Source organism: Leptospira weilii serovar Ranarum str. ICFT, from assembly GCF_000332415.1.
GTDB classification, from domain to species: domain Bacteria; phylum Spirochaetota; class Leptospiria; order Leptospirales; family Leptospiraceae; genus Leptospira; species Leptospira weilii_A.
Genome location: NZ_AOHC02000008.1, coordinates 1 through 16,980 on the forward strand (window position 1 = coordinate 1; position 16,980 = coordinate 16,980).

Annotated in this window: 9 protein-coding genes and 4 pseudogenes; 2 read left to right on the plus strand and 11 right to left on the minus strand. The window is 44.7% G+C overall.

The window, feature by feature from the left end:
- From LEP1GSC060_RS00795 to hisD, 9 genes and pseudogenes are all read right to left on the minus strand, one after another.
- Positions 1 to 767, minus strand: a pseudogene (locus LEP1GSC060_RS00795) (amidase); the annotation flags it as partial.
- Positions 764 to 1,055: pseudogene (gene gatC, locus LEP1GSC060_RS00805) on the minus strand (Asp-tRNA(Asn)/Glu-tRNA(Gln) amidotransferase subunit GatC). The pseudogenes gatC and LEP1GSC060_RS00795, both read right to left, overlap by 4 nt.
- Before the next feature lie 26 nt (positions 1,056 to 1,081).
- Positions 1,082 to 2,503 (minus strand): annotated as a pseudogene (locus LEP1GSC060_RS00810) (undecaprenyl-phosphate glucose phosphotransferase).
- A 1-nt stretch (position 2,504) separates the two neighbouring features.
- Entirely contained in the window at positions 2,505 to 5,486 is a 2,982-nt protein-coding gene (locus LEP1GSC060_RS00815; protein WP_036094995.1) for an LPS-assembly protein LptD, read from the minus strand.
- Positions 5,487 to 5,518: 32 nt separating this feature from the next.
- Positions 5,519 to 6,367 (minus strand): undecaprenyl-diphosphate phosphatase, encoded by an 849-nt coding sequence (locus LEP1GSC060_RS00820; RefSeq protein WP_002993935.1) that lies wholly within the window; start codon positions 6,365 to 6,367, stop codon positions 5,519 to 5,521.
- Between the two features lie 6 nt (positions 6,368 to 6,373).
- Positions 6,374 to 7,099, minus strand: a complete 726-nt coding sequence (locus LEP1GSC060_RS00825) for a lipoprotein LipL31 (RefSeq protein ID WP_002993922.1) — start codon at positions 7,097 to 7,099, stop codon at positions 6,374 to 6,376.
- A gap of 48 nt (positions 7,100 to 7,147) precedes the next feature.
- On the minus strand, positions 7,148 to 10,774 hold the full coding sequence (gene mfd / locus LEP1GSC060_RS00830) for a transcription-repair coupling factor (RefSeq protein ID WP_002993925.1): 3,627 nt from the start codon (positions 10,772 to 10,774) through the stop codon (positions 7,148 to 7,150).
- Entirely contained in the window at positions 10,771 to 11,628 is an 858-nt protein-coding gene (panC, locus tag LEP1GSC060_RS00835) for a pantoate--beta-alanine ligase (RefSeq protein WP_002993930.1), read from the minus strand. The genes mfd and panC overlap by 4 nt, the downstream gene beginning before the upstream one ends.
- A 15-nt stretch (positions 11,629 to 11,643) precedes the next feature.
- Complete coding sequence (gene hisD / locus LEP1GSC060_RS00840; RefSeq protein WP_036094997.1) at positions 11,644 to 12,924, minus strand: histidinol dehydrogenase; 1,281 nt, start codon at positions 12,922 to 12,924, stop codon at positions 11,644 to 11,646.
- Positions 12,925 to 13,021: 97 nt separating this feature from the next.
- Between hisD and LEP1GSC060_RS00845 the strand changes: the two genes are divergently transcribed.
- Positions 13,022 to 13,789, plus strand: coding sequence for an exodeoxyribonuclease III (locus tag LEP1GSC060_RS00845; RefSeq protein ID WP_036094998.1), 768 nt, complete (start codon positions 13,022 to 13,024; stop codon positions 13,787 to 13,789).
- A 56-nt stretch (positions 13,790 to 13,845) separates the two neighbouring features.
- Here LEP1GSC060_RS00845 and LEP1GSC060_RS00850 read toward each other — a convergent pair whose 3' ends face one another.
- Positions 13,846 to 14,247: a hypothetical protein gene (locus tag LEP1GSC060_RS00850; RefSeq protein ID WP_002993933.1), complete on the minus strand. Its 402-nt coding sequence runs from the start codon at positions 14,245 to 14,247 to the stop codon at positions 13,846 to 13,848.
- A 1,077-nt stretch (positions 14,248 to 15,324) separates the two neighbouring features.
- Entirely contained in the window at positions 15,325 to 16,215 is an 891-nt protein-coding gene (locus LEP1GSC060_RS00855; protein ID WP_002993941.1) for an alpha/beta fold hydrolase, read from the minus strand.
- 449 nt (positions 16,216 to 16,664) lie between these two features.
- Between LEP1GSC060_RS00855 and LEP1GSC060_RS19090 the strand changes: the two are divergent.
- Positions 16,665 to 16,980 (plus strand): annotated as a pseudogene (locus LEP1GSC060_RS19090) (IS110 family transposase); the annotation flags it as partial.

Consider the following 16,980-nt stretch of genomic DNA (forward strand, 5'->3'; position numbering starts at 1 on the left):
ACACCTACCGTAGCGGAAAATCCGGGACGATGGACCGAAGTCGAATCTCTTACGTCCTTTCCGGAAATCACGGAATACAAATCGATACAACCTTGTAGATCTCTCGAAAAAGGTCCGATCTGATCCAGACTCGAAGCATAAGCCACAAGTCCGTAACGAGAAACGGTTCCATACGTTGGTTTGAGTCCGTAGAGTCCGCAAAGAGAAGCGGGTTGTCGAACGGATCCTCCCGTGTCGGAACCGAGAGCCAACGGAACCATAGAAGCCGCAACCGCCGCCGCAGAACCGCCGCTCGAACCGCCCGGAATTCTTTCCAAATCGAACGGGTTACGAGTCGTCTGAAACGCGGAGTTTTCCGTGGAACTTCCCATCGCAAACTCGTCCATGTTCGTTCTTGGAAACAATACGAACCCTTTTGCGAGCAGTTTTTCGACCGCGGTCGCGTTGAATGGAGATTTATAATTTTCTAAATACTAGGTGTTGAGGAACAGGAAGTGACCGAATCTTGGATACAGATATTGTCCTTGATCGCGACGGGCATTCCGTCGAATTCCGAAAGGGCTTTATACTAGGTGTTTTCTGCGTTTGTCGCTTTCCGCCGCCGCGTCCAAAATTTTTTTTTCGTCCAAGGACAAAAACGCTTTTACCGAACCGTCCGTTTCTCGGATCCGATCGATACAGGTCTGTGCGAGTTCGGTCGCGGAAATTTTTCCGGAGCCTAAGGAGGATTTGAGTTCCGTATAAGATTTTTTTAATATTTCGTTCATGTCTCGATCACCTTAGGAACGACGAAATATCCGTTTTGAAAAGAAGGGGCGAAGGTTTTCGATTTCTTCGCGGGAAAGATGTTTGCCTATCAGATCCGGACGAATCGCATTTTCATGTTGAAAATAAATCTCGTCCTCTCCGATCGAACTTACGTCCAGACCCTTAACTTGGTCCACGTATTCCAAAATTTTGTTAAAGTCCGCCAAGGCGGCTTCTTTTTCCTCCGGACGGATTTTCAAACGCGAGAGTTCCGCGATTTTTTGCAAAGAATCTTCGTTCAGGTTCATGATTCTCCCCTTGGGACAAGACTGTTTTAGTATGCGTTTTTGTCCATGATTCCTTTAAACGGAGTCAGTAGAATAATCTTGAGATCAAACCAGAGCGACCAGTTCTCGATATAATAGATGTCCGCGGCGATCCGATCCTCGATCGACGTGTCTCCCCGAAGTCCTTTGATCTGAGCAAGTCCCGTAATTCCCGCTTTGACCGCGTGTCTTCTCATATAATGTCTATGATCGTTTTTGAATTTTTCCACAAAATGAGGACGTTCCGGTCTCGGACCTACGACGGACATGTCCCCGAAAAGAACGTTAAAAAACTGAGGAGTATACTAGGTGTCCAAAGAAAGTTTTCGGAGAATTTTCCCCACACTCGTGACTCTCGGATCGTTTTGAACCGTCCATGTCGTTTCGGACTGACTCTTAACCTGAACGATCATCGTTCTAAACTTGATCATCTTAAACTTTTTATTATCGAGTCCCACTCTTTCCTGATAATAAAAAACGGGACCGCGTGAAGTCAGTTTTACGAGCAAGGCCATCACGAGATAAAACGGAGAAAAAAACAAAATGAAAAGAAGGGAAAACGTAAGATCGAAAATTCTTTTGACGAACTTGTTGTAACCCAATCGGATCGGAATGTTACGGATCGAAATGACGGGAAGTCCTTCCATCATACTAGGTGTTCCTCGAGCCTTGATGAATTCCTGAAATCCGGGAACGATCTTGAGATCGATTCCTTCGTGATCGCAAGCATCCAAAACCTCTTTTAAATAATCTCCTTCGGAAGGTTCGAGAGTGTAAACGACTAAGTCCGGTCTTTCTTCCTCCAAGATCCGAGAGATTTTTTCGATCTTACCGATCACTTTCATGTCCTTACGAATCGGTTTTACCGCTTTTGTCTGAACGAATCCTAAGATCTTATAACCGTAAATTCCGTGTTTGATGACCGCGTCGTTGAAACGTTTCGAAGTTTCGGAAACTCCGACGACCAATACACTTCTTAGGTTGTAACCCTTTTTACGAAGGGTTCGCAACACGATCCTCGCGGTATAATGAAGGAAACTCGAAGTCAATGTGTTGATCGTTGCAAACGCAAGAATCACGTATCTCGAAAATCGTTCGCTACCCAAATCCCCTCTAAAGAAAAATAAAACCGCGAGTACGAATACTAGATTGAGAAACACACCGCTTACGATCGTTAAGAATTCGTCGATAAACGAAAGTCCTCTTCTGGGATGATAGAGATCGATCGCGATGAACACGACGACTTGAAAGAACGCCAAAAGTAAAAACAAAAAGATATAACTTTCCACGTCCACGTAACGGCGATCCGTTCCGTTTTCGTCGAGAATATAAAATCGGAAAACAAACGCGAGCGCCCCGCTGAATAACGCATTCACAAAATCTAAACCTGTGAATATCAGCTTGAAGGTTTGGTTTCTTTCCTTTAACATATCAAGGGTTCTCCGAAGTAATTCCCGTTGCGTCCCCCGCTTGAAAAGGACGTTTTCTAAATCGAAACAAACGAACTCTTGTCAGCTCCGAAGAATCCTGTTGGCCCAGAGTAAAGTCGGTGATCGAGATCGAGAAAAATATCGATTGATCGTAAAAGGAAACGAGTCCGTCCGTTCTTCCTCCGGGAACCGCGCGCAGATCCATACTGTATCCGAGTCTGAAGTTTGCCGTATGAAGGTTGTATTTGATCGTTCCCATAAAACGATTGATGTTTAACGCCGTGTTCTGTTTCGCCCCGTTCCCGTTCACTCCGGTTCCGTCGAGTAAGTCCCTTTGAAGAGACGTTCTATCCAAGTTGAGGGTGGAAACGGAAGTGGTCGGATCGTTTCCGGAATAGAACGTGTCGTACGTATTTCCGACCTGATTTGTATATCTCCAGGGTTGGCTCACTCTGGAATCGAGTTCGGCTTCGATTCCCAAATATCTCGTAAAATCTACGTTCGCTTTTACGAACACGCGATAACCGTCCAAGATCGGACTGTTGTAAACGTGATACCAGGTTCCACCCAATTCCAACTCTCGGATCAAACGAATCAAAGGAAGAGTAAAACCACCCATCTTGTAAGAAGCTGTCAAACTGTTGTAAAGCGGTTTTGCTTTGGGAGTATGATGAACGTAATCGTTGCTTAAGAATAAACCGGAATAAAAACTTCTTTTCTTTTCGAGCAAGGAGACTCGTTTCGGACTGAATCCGTCCAAAAAGTCGAAGTATCCCGAAAATCTCGCAATCGTAAAATACCATCTTTCCGAGTCCGTAGGTTGAGGTTTGTAATCCGAAGAGAAGGTTCTTAGGTCCCGTATGGTTCGGATCGACATTTCAAAATTTTCCAGAGCGTAACTTTCCAAAGAAACTTCGAGCTCGTGTTGTCTCGTTTTGGCGAGAACCGGATCTTGTAGTTCCGGTTTATAAACTTCCATTTTTCTGTATGTCGTATTAAAAAATAGAAGTGGAATTCCGAATCTTAAGTTGGAGGAAGTCCTCAAATATTCGTAGGATTCTCTCGCGAGGAACCGTTCCAGAGAAGTGAACGAGTTATCCGTAACACCCGTGACCGCGCTGTTGTTTCGAACCGTAGCGGATTGTTTTTTGGCTCCGAAAAAAGCGTTCGGAGTGAAGGTAACGTAACTTCCGAAATTCAGAGAGGTCCTAAGGCCCGATTCGCCTTGGGTAAAATACTGTGTTCTAAAAACGTTCTCCTTATAACTTCCCCAGGGATCTTGAAAGGAACCTTCGAGAGTAGGAACCTTCAGGTTCTCTCGGGTCGGAACTCCGTAGTATCTGAGAATCACGTTGGTCAAAAAAACGTCCCAATAAACCGAAGAGTTGAAATACGGAATCCTCCCGATTTCGGAGGAATTTCGGATCGTAGTCGTAGGAACCGTGTCCACGGTCGGAAAGTATCCGGACTTGTCCGCGGGATTGAGAATGTAATACAGAAGATTTCGTTTCATCCCTACGTTGATGGAAAGATCCCCTCTGTTTTCGGAATAATCCAACTTCCATTCCAAAGTGTTTCGAACAAAACCCATACGAACGTTCCTAGCCGTATAAAGAGATTGTAAAGTGTTTGCCGGTTCGTAACGGTTTCCGTACTCGTATTCGAAAAGCCTGTCGGAATAATTTTCGTACTGTAAGCTGATGTTTCGGGTAACGTCCTTTTCGGTGTTGTTCATCTTAGAATTTAAAAGAATTCTACCCTTCCACCAAGGTTCGGTGTCGGGTCCGATATTTCTCAGAGGAGCGTTCGGATTCGCGGAAAAAAGGGCGCCTCGGTCCACTTGATTGGTGACCGTAGTCGTACCAACTCCGAAATTGTGAAAACGATCCTCATAGGCCGTTGTGGTCTGATAGTTTCTATGATTGGCGTATCCGATATCGATCAGATAATTCATAGCGGGACTTTGATTCCACATCTCCATGTGAAACGCCTGTCCCGTTTTTTCGTAAAAGTCCGCCCGAAACTTATAACCCATCGGAGCCAAGGGGAAGGAAGGAATCGCAGACCATTGATACGAACTCTGCAAAAACATTCCCTGCGTGTTGTTCTTACCGGCCTGGGCAATCCATCCGTTTCCTAAATTGCTGTTATAAAGAAACGGAAGCCAAAGAACGGTCGTACCTCCGACCTGATAACGAACGTTAGTCGCCATTACCGTCTTATCTTCGTAGATATAAAGTCTGTTTACCTTAAAGGAATAATGCGGTTTTTCCGCGTTGCAGATCGTAAAATAACCCATCTCGAGCGCATAACGTTTGTCGTCGAGTTTCTTGAGTTTCTCTCCGATAAAGTGGGCCGGAGAGAAGGTTCCTTTCGTGTTATAGACGACCCCTTTTTCCAAACGAAAATCGTAGATGAACTTATCCCCTTCCACGATCGCTCGACCGTCCTTATAAATAATCCCGCCTTCCGCGTAGATCTCCTGTCTTTCGCTGTCCACGGTGATCGTTTCGGCTTCGAGAGAACCCGAACGAAGTTTCAGACGAACCCTCCCCCGAAGAACAAGAACCCCGGACTTATTCTTATCCACTTGGAGGAGTTCTCCTTCCGACGCGTTTTCGATCGAAATCGGAAGCGCCTTTTTTGTTTGAGGAAGTTGGGACATCGGATCGACCGCGACTGGAACCGATTCTTCCAAAGCGGCGCGCAGACGTTTTCTTTTGCTGAAAAGAGATCCGTCTCGGGTCAAACCGAGAGAAAGTAAAAGGTCGTCCACTTCCCGATCGGGGAGAGTATCGATGGATTTTCCGAGGAGCCTGTTTTTGGCTCGGAGGATCGCGAGTTTTTTATCGTCCCCGGAAGAAGAAGGACTGGAACCGCCCGCTCCGCCCGTAATCAAACGCAACATCTGTTCTTCCGTTTGCGCCAAGATAGGAATCCCCAATAAGAGGAAAGATAAGATCAGAATCAGGCGGAGACACATTCCGGTTCAGGTTATTCCCGTGAATTGGATTTTCATCTAATAAATTTAGTGAAAACGAGAACTCCGACCCCCAGTAAAATTCTGTATACCCCGAAAGAGCCGAAGGAATGTTTTTGTAGATAATGTAAGAACCAACGAATGACAAGAGTACAAAGAAAAAACGAAATCAAAAATCCGAAGACTAAAACCGGAATCGTAGTTCCGTTCAAAATGGAACGATACTTAACCAATTTATAAATTCCCGCAGCCAAAAGAACCGGCACCGCCAGGAAGAAGGAGAACTCCGCGCTGCTCTTCGTATCCTTTCCTAAAAAGCGGGCGGTAATGATCGTCGCGGCCGATCTGGAAATTCCTGGAATTAATGCGACACACTGAAAGACCCCTATCAGGATGGCGTCCTGAAAACCCACCGGTTTTCTTTCGGAGCCGTTTTGTTTTTTATGAAAGAACCATTCGGCGACTAGGATGAGAACTCCTCCGAAGATCCAAGCGCTCGCGAGGATATCCAAAAGATCCGGTCTCATTTTAATCGTATCCAAAAATTTCTTGGCAACAAAACCCGCGGCTAAAATCGGAAAGGCTCCGATCGCAATCTGAAGTAAAAAATAATACCCCTGCGGGTCCGAGTTTTGTTTTGTGACGTACCGAAAGGAAGAAACGATCTGCGATCCGAATTTTTCCCGATACAAAAATAAAACGGAAAGAATGGCGCCGCTTTGAATGAAGATATCGAAAAGATCGTCGAACGCAATTCCGAAATTCTCTCCGCTAAAAGGAAAGAAAGAACTGAATAAGAACAGGTGTCCCGTGGAAGACACCGGTAGAAATTCCGTGATCGCCTCAATGATACTTCTCAGAAAGGCGTTCAGATAAGGATTCAAAGGAGATTACTGCCCGGTCGTTTTCGGGGCTTCCGTTTTAGGAGCTGTAGTGGTTCCTGCGGGATCTTTTTTATCGGTTGTTTCGCCGCCGATTTTTTTCTTCAAAAACGCATCCAGATCGAACTTATCGTTGTGTTTGATCGAAACCTGTTCTTTGATTCTTTCCAAAACCTTGGGAAGAATTTCCTGCGACTTGTCTTTTTTCAACTTCGCTCTCGCAAAAAGAATACAACGATCGATCGGAAGAGAACTGATTTGTGGTTCCTTGGAACGAAGTTTCTGACATTCTTCCATCGCTTCTTCCTCGGAAATTTTAATCTTACTTTCTACGAGGTGCATCACATAAAGCTGAGAGACGATCTGCATCTCCTGAAACTTCAGGATCTTTTTGATGTCGTCGCGTTTTGTGAAACCTTCTTTTTCGGCCGCGATGGTCGTGATCATCATGTCTCTGTACTGATCGTAAAAATTTTTCTTTTGAAATTGGTAGTTCAAAGCTCTCATCTGTTCGGGAACTTCGGCGATATCTTTAGAAATGAATTCGAGAAGATTTTCTTTTTCGATATTTTGAACGCGGCTCATCGCGTCGATGGCTACGTTATACGTATCTTCAAAAGTGTTAACAGTGATCTTGTTTCCGTCCAGAGTTTCGATCACTTCGGAGTTATCTCCACAACTCGCAAAAAAAGCGGTGAAAAGAGCAATAAAAAAGAGAATACTGTTTTTTTTCATCGGACTTAGGGTTCCTGTTGCATAGGATAGGATTCGGGGTTGTATCGTCTATACTTTTTTGGAAGGTAACATTGACGAAAGAAGAAAGATCAAAGTATCCAACTTTTCCTTCTCCGATTTTTTTCCCGTTTGAAAAATCAACACATTCGGTTCTTTCGGATTCAGAGTCAGTCCCGTCTTAACAGAGATTAGTTGAATGATTTTCGTAGGGTCTCCTTTAAAATATAAACCGGATTTCATTTTAATTTCATCCTTCATTTCGGCTACGGATTCGAAACCGAGATTGGATGCAAGAGTTCGAATCTTTTCCAAAAGAATAAAAGTTCTCGTATCCTCCGGAGGTTCTCCGAAACGATCCACCATTTCTCTACAAACCTCTTCGATCTCTTCCAGATCTCTGGCGCCTTCGAACTTTTTGTAGAATTCTATTTTCTGCCTTGTATCCGCGATGTAAGTTTCCGGAATGAAAAAGTTGGTATTCAAAGTCACGGAGGTTCGCACTTCTACGGCGACTTCTTCTCCCTTGATTCTTGCGATCGCTTCTTCGAGCATTCGAACATACAGATCGAATCCCACTTCCATGATGTCTCCGGATTGTTCCTTTCCGAGCAGATTTCCCGCGCCTCGAATTTCAAGATCCCGCATCGCCACCTTAAAACCGGAACCCAACTCCTGATATTCGTAGATCGTATTCAGTCTTTTTTCGGCTTGTTCGGTCACAACTCGATCCTTCGGAAGGAGCATATACGCAAACGCCTTTCTATCGCTTCTGCCCACCCTTCCCCGAATCTGATACAACTGAGAAAGACCGAAAAGATCCGCACGTTTTACAAAAAGCGTGTTCACGTTCGGCATATCGATGCCGGATTCGATGATCGTGGTCGTGACCAAAATATCGTATTTACGGTTGTAAAAGTCCAAAAGAGTTTCTTCGATTTCATCTTCCGTCATCCGTCCGTGTAAAATTCCGATGGAAACTTCGGGTACGATTTCACTCAGATGTTTGGTTTCCTGTTCGATGGTTTCCACTCGATTGTAAAGATAAAAAACCTGACCGTCCCTTTGGATCTCGTTGCGGATCGCGTCGGCGATCAAATCCTCGTCCTCTTCCAGAACGTAAGTTTCGACCGACTGACGGTTCTTAGGCGGAGTGGCGATGATGGAAAGTTCCCGGATTCCGGTCAGAGCCATATGAAGAGTTCTCGGAATCGGAGTCGCGGTCAGAGTCAAAACGTCCACGAGATTTTTAAACTTCTTGATCGCTTCCTTATGATTCACTCCGAATCTCTGTTCTTCGTCGATGATGAGAAGACCCAGATTTTTCGGTTTGAGTTTGGGGGAAAGAATGGCGTGTGTTCCGATGACCATGTCCACCTTGCCCGCGGTAAAATCCGCCAAGATGTCCCGAATTTCCGTCGGAGTTTTGAATCTGGAAACGAGTTCCACACGAACCGGATAATTCTCAAAACGATTCTTAAACGTATTATAATGTTGTAATGCTAAAATCGTCGTCGGAGCGAGCATCATAATCTGACGTCCCGCCATCGCAACCTTAAACGCCGCACGGATCGCGATTTCGGTTTTTCCGTAACCCACGTCTCCGCAGACGAGACGATCCATCGGTCTCGGAGATTCCAGATCTTTTTTCACGGCCTCGATCGCGTCGATCTGATCGGGAGTTTCCTCGTATTCGAATTCCGCTTCGAATTCTTCCTGATAAATTGTGTCCGGAGGAAACGCGTATCCTTGCAACTTAAGTCGGTTGGAATACATCTGAACCAAATCTTCCGCGAGAGCCTCAACGGCTTTTTGAACCCGGTCCTTGGTCTTTTTCCAAGTACTTTTTCCGAGACTGTCCAGACGAGGGGACTCGGTGCCGCCGATATATCTCTGAACCAAGGAGATCTGATCCAAAGGAACGAACAAAGAATCTCCGCCCGCATATTCCAATTTCAGAAAGTCCCTTTCTTTGCCGCCGGCGCTCGTCCTTTCTATTTTTAAAAACTTACCGACTCCGTGGTGGATGTGAACGACGTGGTCCCCTTCTTTTAAATCGATAAAACTCTGGAGGGCCTTGCTGTTTTGTTTTTTAAAACGGGTTTTACGTTTGTATTCCCTTCCGAAAATATCGTTTTCGGAAAGAATTAGAATTTTCTGATTTTCGAATATAAATCCGTTTCTGAGTTCGGATAAAACGAGGAAGGCGTCTTTTTTGTGTTTACCCAGATGAAAGGGCATTGGCTCCGTCGAGTCTTCGTTTAACAAAACGATTCCTTCCTTTTCAAAAAGGCCCTGGAGTCTTTTCGTCTGAGCCTCAAAGGAGGAAGTCAAAACGATCTTCCAACCTCCTTCCGTTCTTAACTCCGCGATTTTTTCGCGGACTTCCCGGATCTTACCCTTAAACGCGGGAGCTTCCTTTAAAAAGGAAACGAGATCGTTTTCGTTTCGAGGAGGAAGCCCTACAAAGGAAAGACCGATCGATTCGAAAAGAACCCTATGTTCCTCTCCGAAGGACAAAAGTTTTTCGGGAGGGGCGCAGAGAATTTCCCCGGAACGTTTTTGAAAAAGGGAAACGTATTCTCGTTCGAGATGGAGTATTCTTTCCTTAACGTCGTTGGGGGACGGAAAAAGTAAAACCGGAGGTTCGGGAAAATAAGAAAGGATTCCGTGATTTTCCCGCACCAAAGGAACGAGTTCTTCGTAATAAATTCCGTATCCGATTTCCGGAATTTCGGGAAGATGTAAGGACGAATCCGCAGACTTTAGAATATTCTGATATTCTTTTTTTTGTTCGTCCGAAAGAACGTACTCGTCCGCGGGAAGGATAACCGCCTTGTTCAGATCGGCCATCGATCTCTGACTGTCGGAATCGAAGGTACGGATCGATTCGATCTCTTCTCCGAAAAGATCGATCCGCACGGGTTCTGCGGAATACGAAGAATAAATGTCCAGGATTCCTCCCTTGAGACTGAATTCTCCGAAGGTTTCGCAAACGTCCGCGCGTTTGTAACCTAGGTCGATCAATTGAACGAGCAGACTTTCCAGATCGATCTCTTTTCCTTTTTCCAAAGTGATCGCCCTTCCCTGCATCGTTCGAATCGGAGGAAGGGTTTTTAAAAAACCCGCGACGGACGTAAAGATGAGAGCCGGTTCTCCGCTTAAAATTTTTGCGATCGCCTTGATCCTTTCCCGTTTCATCTCCGCGGGATAACGTAAGTATTCGTAAGGAAGAACTTCCTGACCCGGAAAATAGATCAGATCGGAAGCGGGAAGAAAACTCAAGGATTCTCTGTATAAAAATTCCGCGGCGGTGTTGTTTTCCGAAACGACCACGATCGTTTGATTCAATTTTTGAAATAAAGAAGAAGCTAATATGGAATGACTTCCGGAAATTACCGAATACACGTTACCCGTAACGGACAAATTTACGGATGAATTTTCATCGGTTTCGGAAGAACCCGACTTCGCGGAAGGAAAATTCTCCGTCGTTTTCAAGGAGCCGAGTTTTGCGGAAGACGAACCTTTGTCATCGAGGGAAGTTTTCCGCTCTTTTTTGGAAGTTCCCTTTGTTTTCAAAGTGGAATTTGCCATAGAAGCCGGATTCTTTTTCGGACGAGAATCCGGTTCGAACTGAGAAAACAGTTCTTTTCCGATGATCTGTAAAAGATCTTTCATACGAAGACCGCGCTCAAGGTCAGGTTGTCTATCAAACGCACGGGACCGATAAAAACGGCCACCGCCAGAAGAATGTTTCCTTTCGGAGTTTCCAAAACTTCCAAAGTATCCGCATTCAAAATTTCTAAATAATCCAAACGAATCTTAGAGGAGGAATCCAGGACGTCTTTCATAATGTCCCGAACCAGAACCAAATCTTTGATTCCGGAAAGAATCTGAGTTTCCCCGAGTCTGAGCGCTCTGGAAACCAAAAGAGATTCTTCCTTTTCGTCCTCGCTCAACCGAGCGTTACGCGAACTGAGGGCGAGTCCTTTTTCAGAACGAATCGTTTCACAACCGACAACTTCCACCGGAAACGCAAGAGTTTTACAAAACTCCCGGATAAGAAGGTATTGTTGATAATCTTTTTTACCGAAAAACGCAAGGTTCGGTTCCACAAAATGAAAGAGCCTCGAAATCACGAGAAGTACACCTTCAAAATGCCCGGGCCTGGAAACGGCGCATAAGTTTTTCATTAAATGAGGAATTTGTAATATTACATCCGGAATTCCGCCCGGATACATCGCGTCCTTATCGGGTAAAAAAACAAGATCCACGTTTTTAGATTCGCAGATTTCGAGATCCCCTTCCGTATCGACCGGATACTTCGTATAATCTTCCGGATCGTTGAACTGAGCCGGATTTACGAAAATGGATACAACGGTTCTATCCGTTTTGGAAACGGATTGATCGAACAAGGCCGCGTGACCTTCGTGAAGATAACCCATCGTGGGAACAAAACCCACTTTTTTACCCTCGGACTTCCACTTACGAACCTGGACGGAAACCTCTTCTGGAGTTCTACAGACAATCATAATATTCAAATCCGGTTAAGTTCTAATTTTCACGGAGGTTCCGTGTTCTTCGTCAAGACCTTCGAACTCGGAAAGAACCTTGACGTGAGGATACAAATCCGCAAGGGATTCTTTGGAAACCTCCTGCCAAGTGACCCGTTTTAAAAACGTGGAAACGCCCAAGGAGGAATAAATTCTCGCAGCCCCCGCGGTCGGGAGGATATGATTGGTCCCGCTGATATAATCGCCCATCGCAACGGGAGAATAATTTCCCAAAAAGACGGAACCCGCGTGTTTGATTTTTTTTAAGTCTTCTTTATAATTCTTCGTCTGAATCTCCAAATGTTCCGGGGCAAACAGGTCGGAAAACGCAAAACATTCCTCTAAATTAGGAAAAACGAATATTCTTCCGTGGTCTTCGATGGATTTTCGTTTCATCTCGCCGCGTTTGGGCCTTTCCAGAAGCGCCTTCTCCACTTCCGCACGGACTTTTTCGGCAAACGACAAAGAATCCGTACAAAGGATCGCAACCGAATCTTCCCCGTGTTCCGCTTGCGATAAAAGATCCGCAGCGACCCACACAGGATTCGCACAGTCGTCCGCGATGACTAAAACCTCGCTCGGACCCGCGGGGCTGTCGATCCCGATCACACCTTGACCGCTTAAATAAACTTTGGCCGCGGTCACAAACTTATTTCCGGGACCGATCACAAATTCGGAAGAAGGAATACTTTCGGTTCCGTAAGAAACGGCGGCGATTCCCTGCGCTCCCCCCGCGAGGATGATTCTATCCGCACCCGCGATCTTTGCCGCGGCCACAAGTCCGTCCGGCAACGCTCCTTGTTGCGGAGGAGTGACGATCTGAATGTTTTTCACACCCGCGAGTTTTGCGGGAATCACTCCCATGAGAATCGTGGAAGGATATAACGCCTTTCCACCGGGAGCATACACGGAAACGGATTCCACGGGAGTATGGCGAATCCCGAGACGATTGCCGTGTATTAGAATTTCCTTATCTTCAGGAATTTGAATCCGATGAAAGGCTTCGATATTTTCCGCGGCCTTACCAAGCGCGATCTCCAGAGAAGAATCGATTTTCGGGTTCGACCGAGAAAGATCGACAACGAAGGAATCCGGGACGACTGCGTCGAACTTCCGAGTGTATTCCCGGAGAGCGGCGTCCCCCCGATGTTTTACGTCCTCAAGGATCGGTTTTACGAGATCCAAAGTGGAACTCAAATCCTCTCTGGCGCGTTTTAAAACCGGGTCCAAAACCGACCGACTTTTTAGATCGACTTGCAGAATTTGTATCGCCATCGAAAAACCAGAATTTCCGAAAGAACTGTTCCTGCATCTGAAATTTATTCAAAAAACAATTGCTCGGAAGAAGAATTCGTTCAATTTACGCCTTGTTATGAAACTCATTTCTCTCAATTGCAACGGAATTCGTTCTTCATTCGAAAAAGGACTTGGCGATTATATCCGAGAAACAAAACCGGACTTTATCTGTTTTCAAGAAACCAAAGCGATGCAAGATCAGGTTTCTCCTTCTCTCTGGGAAGAAGGCGGTTATACTCCCGTGTTTCACAGCGCGGAAAAGAAGGGCTACAGCGGAGTCGCCGTTCTTTATAAAAAACCGCCGCAGAAAATCACGATCGGAATCGGGGATTCTTTTTTTGACAAGGAAGGAAGAAGTATCTATTTGGAATATTCGAACTTTGCGCTCTGGAACTTATACTTTCCTTCCGGAACCACGGGTGACGTGCGCCAAGCCGCAAAGATGAAGTTCCTGGATCTTTTTCAAAAAGAAGCCTCTAAAAGAAAAAAGAAACAACCCAATATCATCGTATGCGGAGACGTAAACATCGCGCACACTCCGCAGGACATTCACGATCCGAAAGGAAACGCAAAGAACAGCGGATTTTTACCCGAAGAAAGAGAATGGTTGAGCGCATTTTTAAATCAGGGTTGGGTGGATACGTTTCGTTATCTCTATCCGGATAAACAGGAATATTCTTGGTGGACCTTTCGTGCCGGAGCCCGCGCCAAAAACAAGGGATGGAGAATCGACTATTTTTTGGTTACGGAAGCATTGAAGAAAAACGTAAAGAGCCAGTCCATCTACAGGGACAAACCCCTTTCGGATCACGCACCTCTTGAGTTCGAGATCAAACTAACGTGAAATCGATCTAAAAAAGGCGCGAAAAAATTTGTAAGAAAAAAATCGAACCCAAACACTCAAACCGCCTTTTTGGGAAACTCTGGAATTTTCCAGTCCTTGAGATCGACCGAAAACTTAGGAAGAAATTTCTTAATCAATCCGATCGCGTCGGATTCGAACAAAAGCACGTTATCCGTCATTCGTTCCTGGGATTTGGAGCGAACGATTTTATTTTCGGTAATCGTCCCGTGTAATAAAATCGGATCTTTCCAAAACGGAATTCGAACTTCCAAAGTCGCGGGTTCTCCGATAAAATCCGAGTTAAAACGTTCGAGATTGAGACTCATGGACGTACCTTCCCAACCTCCGATTTCGGCGGAATAATTTCCGGTTTTGCTGTGAACTTCCAAAGGAATGCGAACCGATTTTACGGATTCCTTCACTGAATCTTTGAAATCTTCGATCATTTTTTCGAGCATTTATCACCCCCTTCTGAGGAGAAAAGAACATTATTTTGTCCCATTGTATTTTCCCATGGATTGTTGTGCAGCGCAACAATAAAACAACATGGGTTGTTTGTATTTAGCAATTCTACTTTTCTAAACAAAACAGTCGAATTCTTCCTTTTTTTCATTTTATCTACGATTTCTGAATTTTTCGTATCTTTGGCCTAAAATTCACGGGTGGACAAATTCGTTTGATCCTTCTATAAATTTCATCGTTCCATTTTCGGCGAAAGAGAAGCCGCTTTTAAGAGAGATTTAAAAATTAGCACAAGTATTTTCAGAAAACGGTTAAACTCTGTGCCTTTATGGATAAAATCGGAGAAATTTTAACCCCGACATCAAATTGTGGGAACTCCCGCAACCTTGACCGGGCACATCTTGGTTTTATGTCGTTTTATTGAGGAGTTTGCAAAACTTTTGTATTTTAACGTGAGTTCGATGTAAGAAAATTTGGGCGAATAAGAAACTCAATGCGTTCGCTCCCGACGGGTCGCTCCGCAGCTCGCGAATCTCATAGTTAAAATAGCTCGCGACCGCGCTTGAACTCAATGTTGCTGCCTGCGGTCGCAACATAATGTTCCAATTCCTTCGGAATTTCCACTACAATCGCTTTCGCATTTGTTATACCGAACTCACGTTATTTTAACGTGAGTTCTGAGAACCTCTAAAAACCCGCATTTTTTGAAAAATCTATATTCTAGAATACTTTATAACAGAGTTTTGCGCCTATCCAAATATCGAAACGGAAGTTTTTAGAGGTTTCCATGATTCGAAAATCCTTCTCAATTTGTGGGAAAAGTTATGGCTCTCTATGGATCGCGTTTCAGGAAACTCCTACAACGCTCCCCCTAACGGCCGATTTTGCATAGTTCTCAAAAATTGCGTCTGAACCGGAATTGTTAGTTTTTTTGAAGAAGGCTTCGCATTCTAATGATTGAAACAAACTCTTCAGGGTATTATTTTTATGCGACCGAGTAGCAAGAGTTTTATTACCCTTTTTCGAAACGAAATTCAGTATTTCATCAAAACGCTTTTTAGTACATTCTAAAATTATAATTTCAAAAAAGAGAATATTTCCTTGGCGACCTGAACCGGCGCTTCTAAGGGCAAAAAATGCCCGACCTTTCCGATTATCTTAAAAGAAACTCTGGAATAAAACTCGGACTCGAGTCCTTTGTATACGGAAGTAGAAATACATTCGTCCTTCTCTCCCGCCAGCACGAGCGCCGGAACGGAAATCTTGTGAAAAACCAATTCCCTGCTCGAATTCCAAAGGGCCCAATTTCCCGGAGTCAACAAACCTCTGTAATAACCGAGGGCCGTCGTAATATGTTCGTGAACTTTTAGATTTTCCGAAACTTCCCGAAAACGATCCTCCGGAATTTTCCAACCGGGACTCCAATCCTCCCAAAGCCTCCGTAAAAGTTCGTTTTTCAGCAATGCCGATTCGGGAATTCCGGAGCGAAGTTGAAAGAATAGAATGTACCAGCTTCGAACGATCTGAGACGGATACATCCATAAATTCTTTAAATACGTAGGAATCGGAGGAGCCGAAAGAGCGACTAACGTGTCGATCGTTCCCGGTGAAAGATTCGCGAACGCATAAGAAGCGATCGCTCCCCAATCGTGACCTACGATCACGGTGGTTTTCGGATCGTGTTTGGATTTTAGGGATTCTACGATGAACTTCAAATCCCCCGCGAGTTCCGCGATACTGACCGTGGTGGAAAAGGGAACATTGGAACCGGGTGTATATCCTCTCATGTAAGGAGCCACGCACGTAAAATCCTTTTCGGAAAAAATTTGCATCAGTTCCTTCATCGAACCCGCGTCGTCCGGAAATCCGTGAAAGAAAAAGATCAGATTCTTTCCCTGACCCAGACTCAGGTATTTGTATTCTCTTTCTCCGTTTTTTAAGGTGGAGGTTTTGATTTCGGACATGAAAGCTCCTGATATAACAATCTCGTTTTGTGAACGTAACGTTAGCGTTTTCGCGCGGGACTACATTCGTTTTTCAAAATCAAATGTCAAAGAAAATTATATCGAGCGACCCATAGGAAGCGAGATAGCCAACGAGCAGCAGAGCGTTGCGAGTGGCTCTTTGCGAAAGCAAAGAAAGAGAGCGACCCATAGAGCGACCCATAGATTAGTATGATTCTTGGACGTAAGGCAGTTCGAAGTGTGATATTCTTGATTCGACGGAGTCAAGAAGGCCGGTGGCAGATTGATCGCTCCCTTGGGGTTTAGACCCCGACCCATAGATGAATCTAAATCGGCCACCGCAAACCAAAGTGTGGCGGCTTAAACAAAGTCGACCGCGAATAGGAGTGCTGGTGATATCACCCGGCTTTGTTAAGACCTTCCGCCTCTGTCATTTTAGGAGAAAAGAAATGAACAGTCAAGAAGTCAAGTATGTAGGAATTGATTGTGGTAAAAAAAGTTTAGAGGTAGTTCGAATCAATTCGGAGAACTCGCTCGAACGTCGACAATTCAGCACAACGGAAAGCGGAATTAACAATTTATTAAAATGGTTAACGTCGAACGATATCGTAGGCCTGGAAGCAGGATCTCAATATACTAGGTGTTGCAAAATCAATACTAAACAAAGGAGTTCAAGTAATTGTTTTGAATCCCGGAGACTTAGCAACAATTTATCAATCTTTGAAAAAGACTGATAAAGAAGATTCTCTTAAGATAGCTAAACTC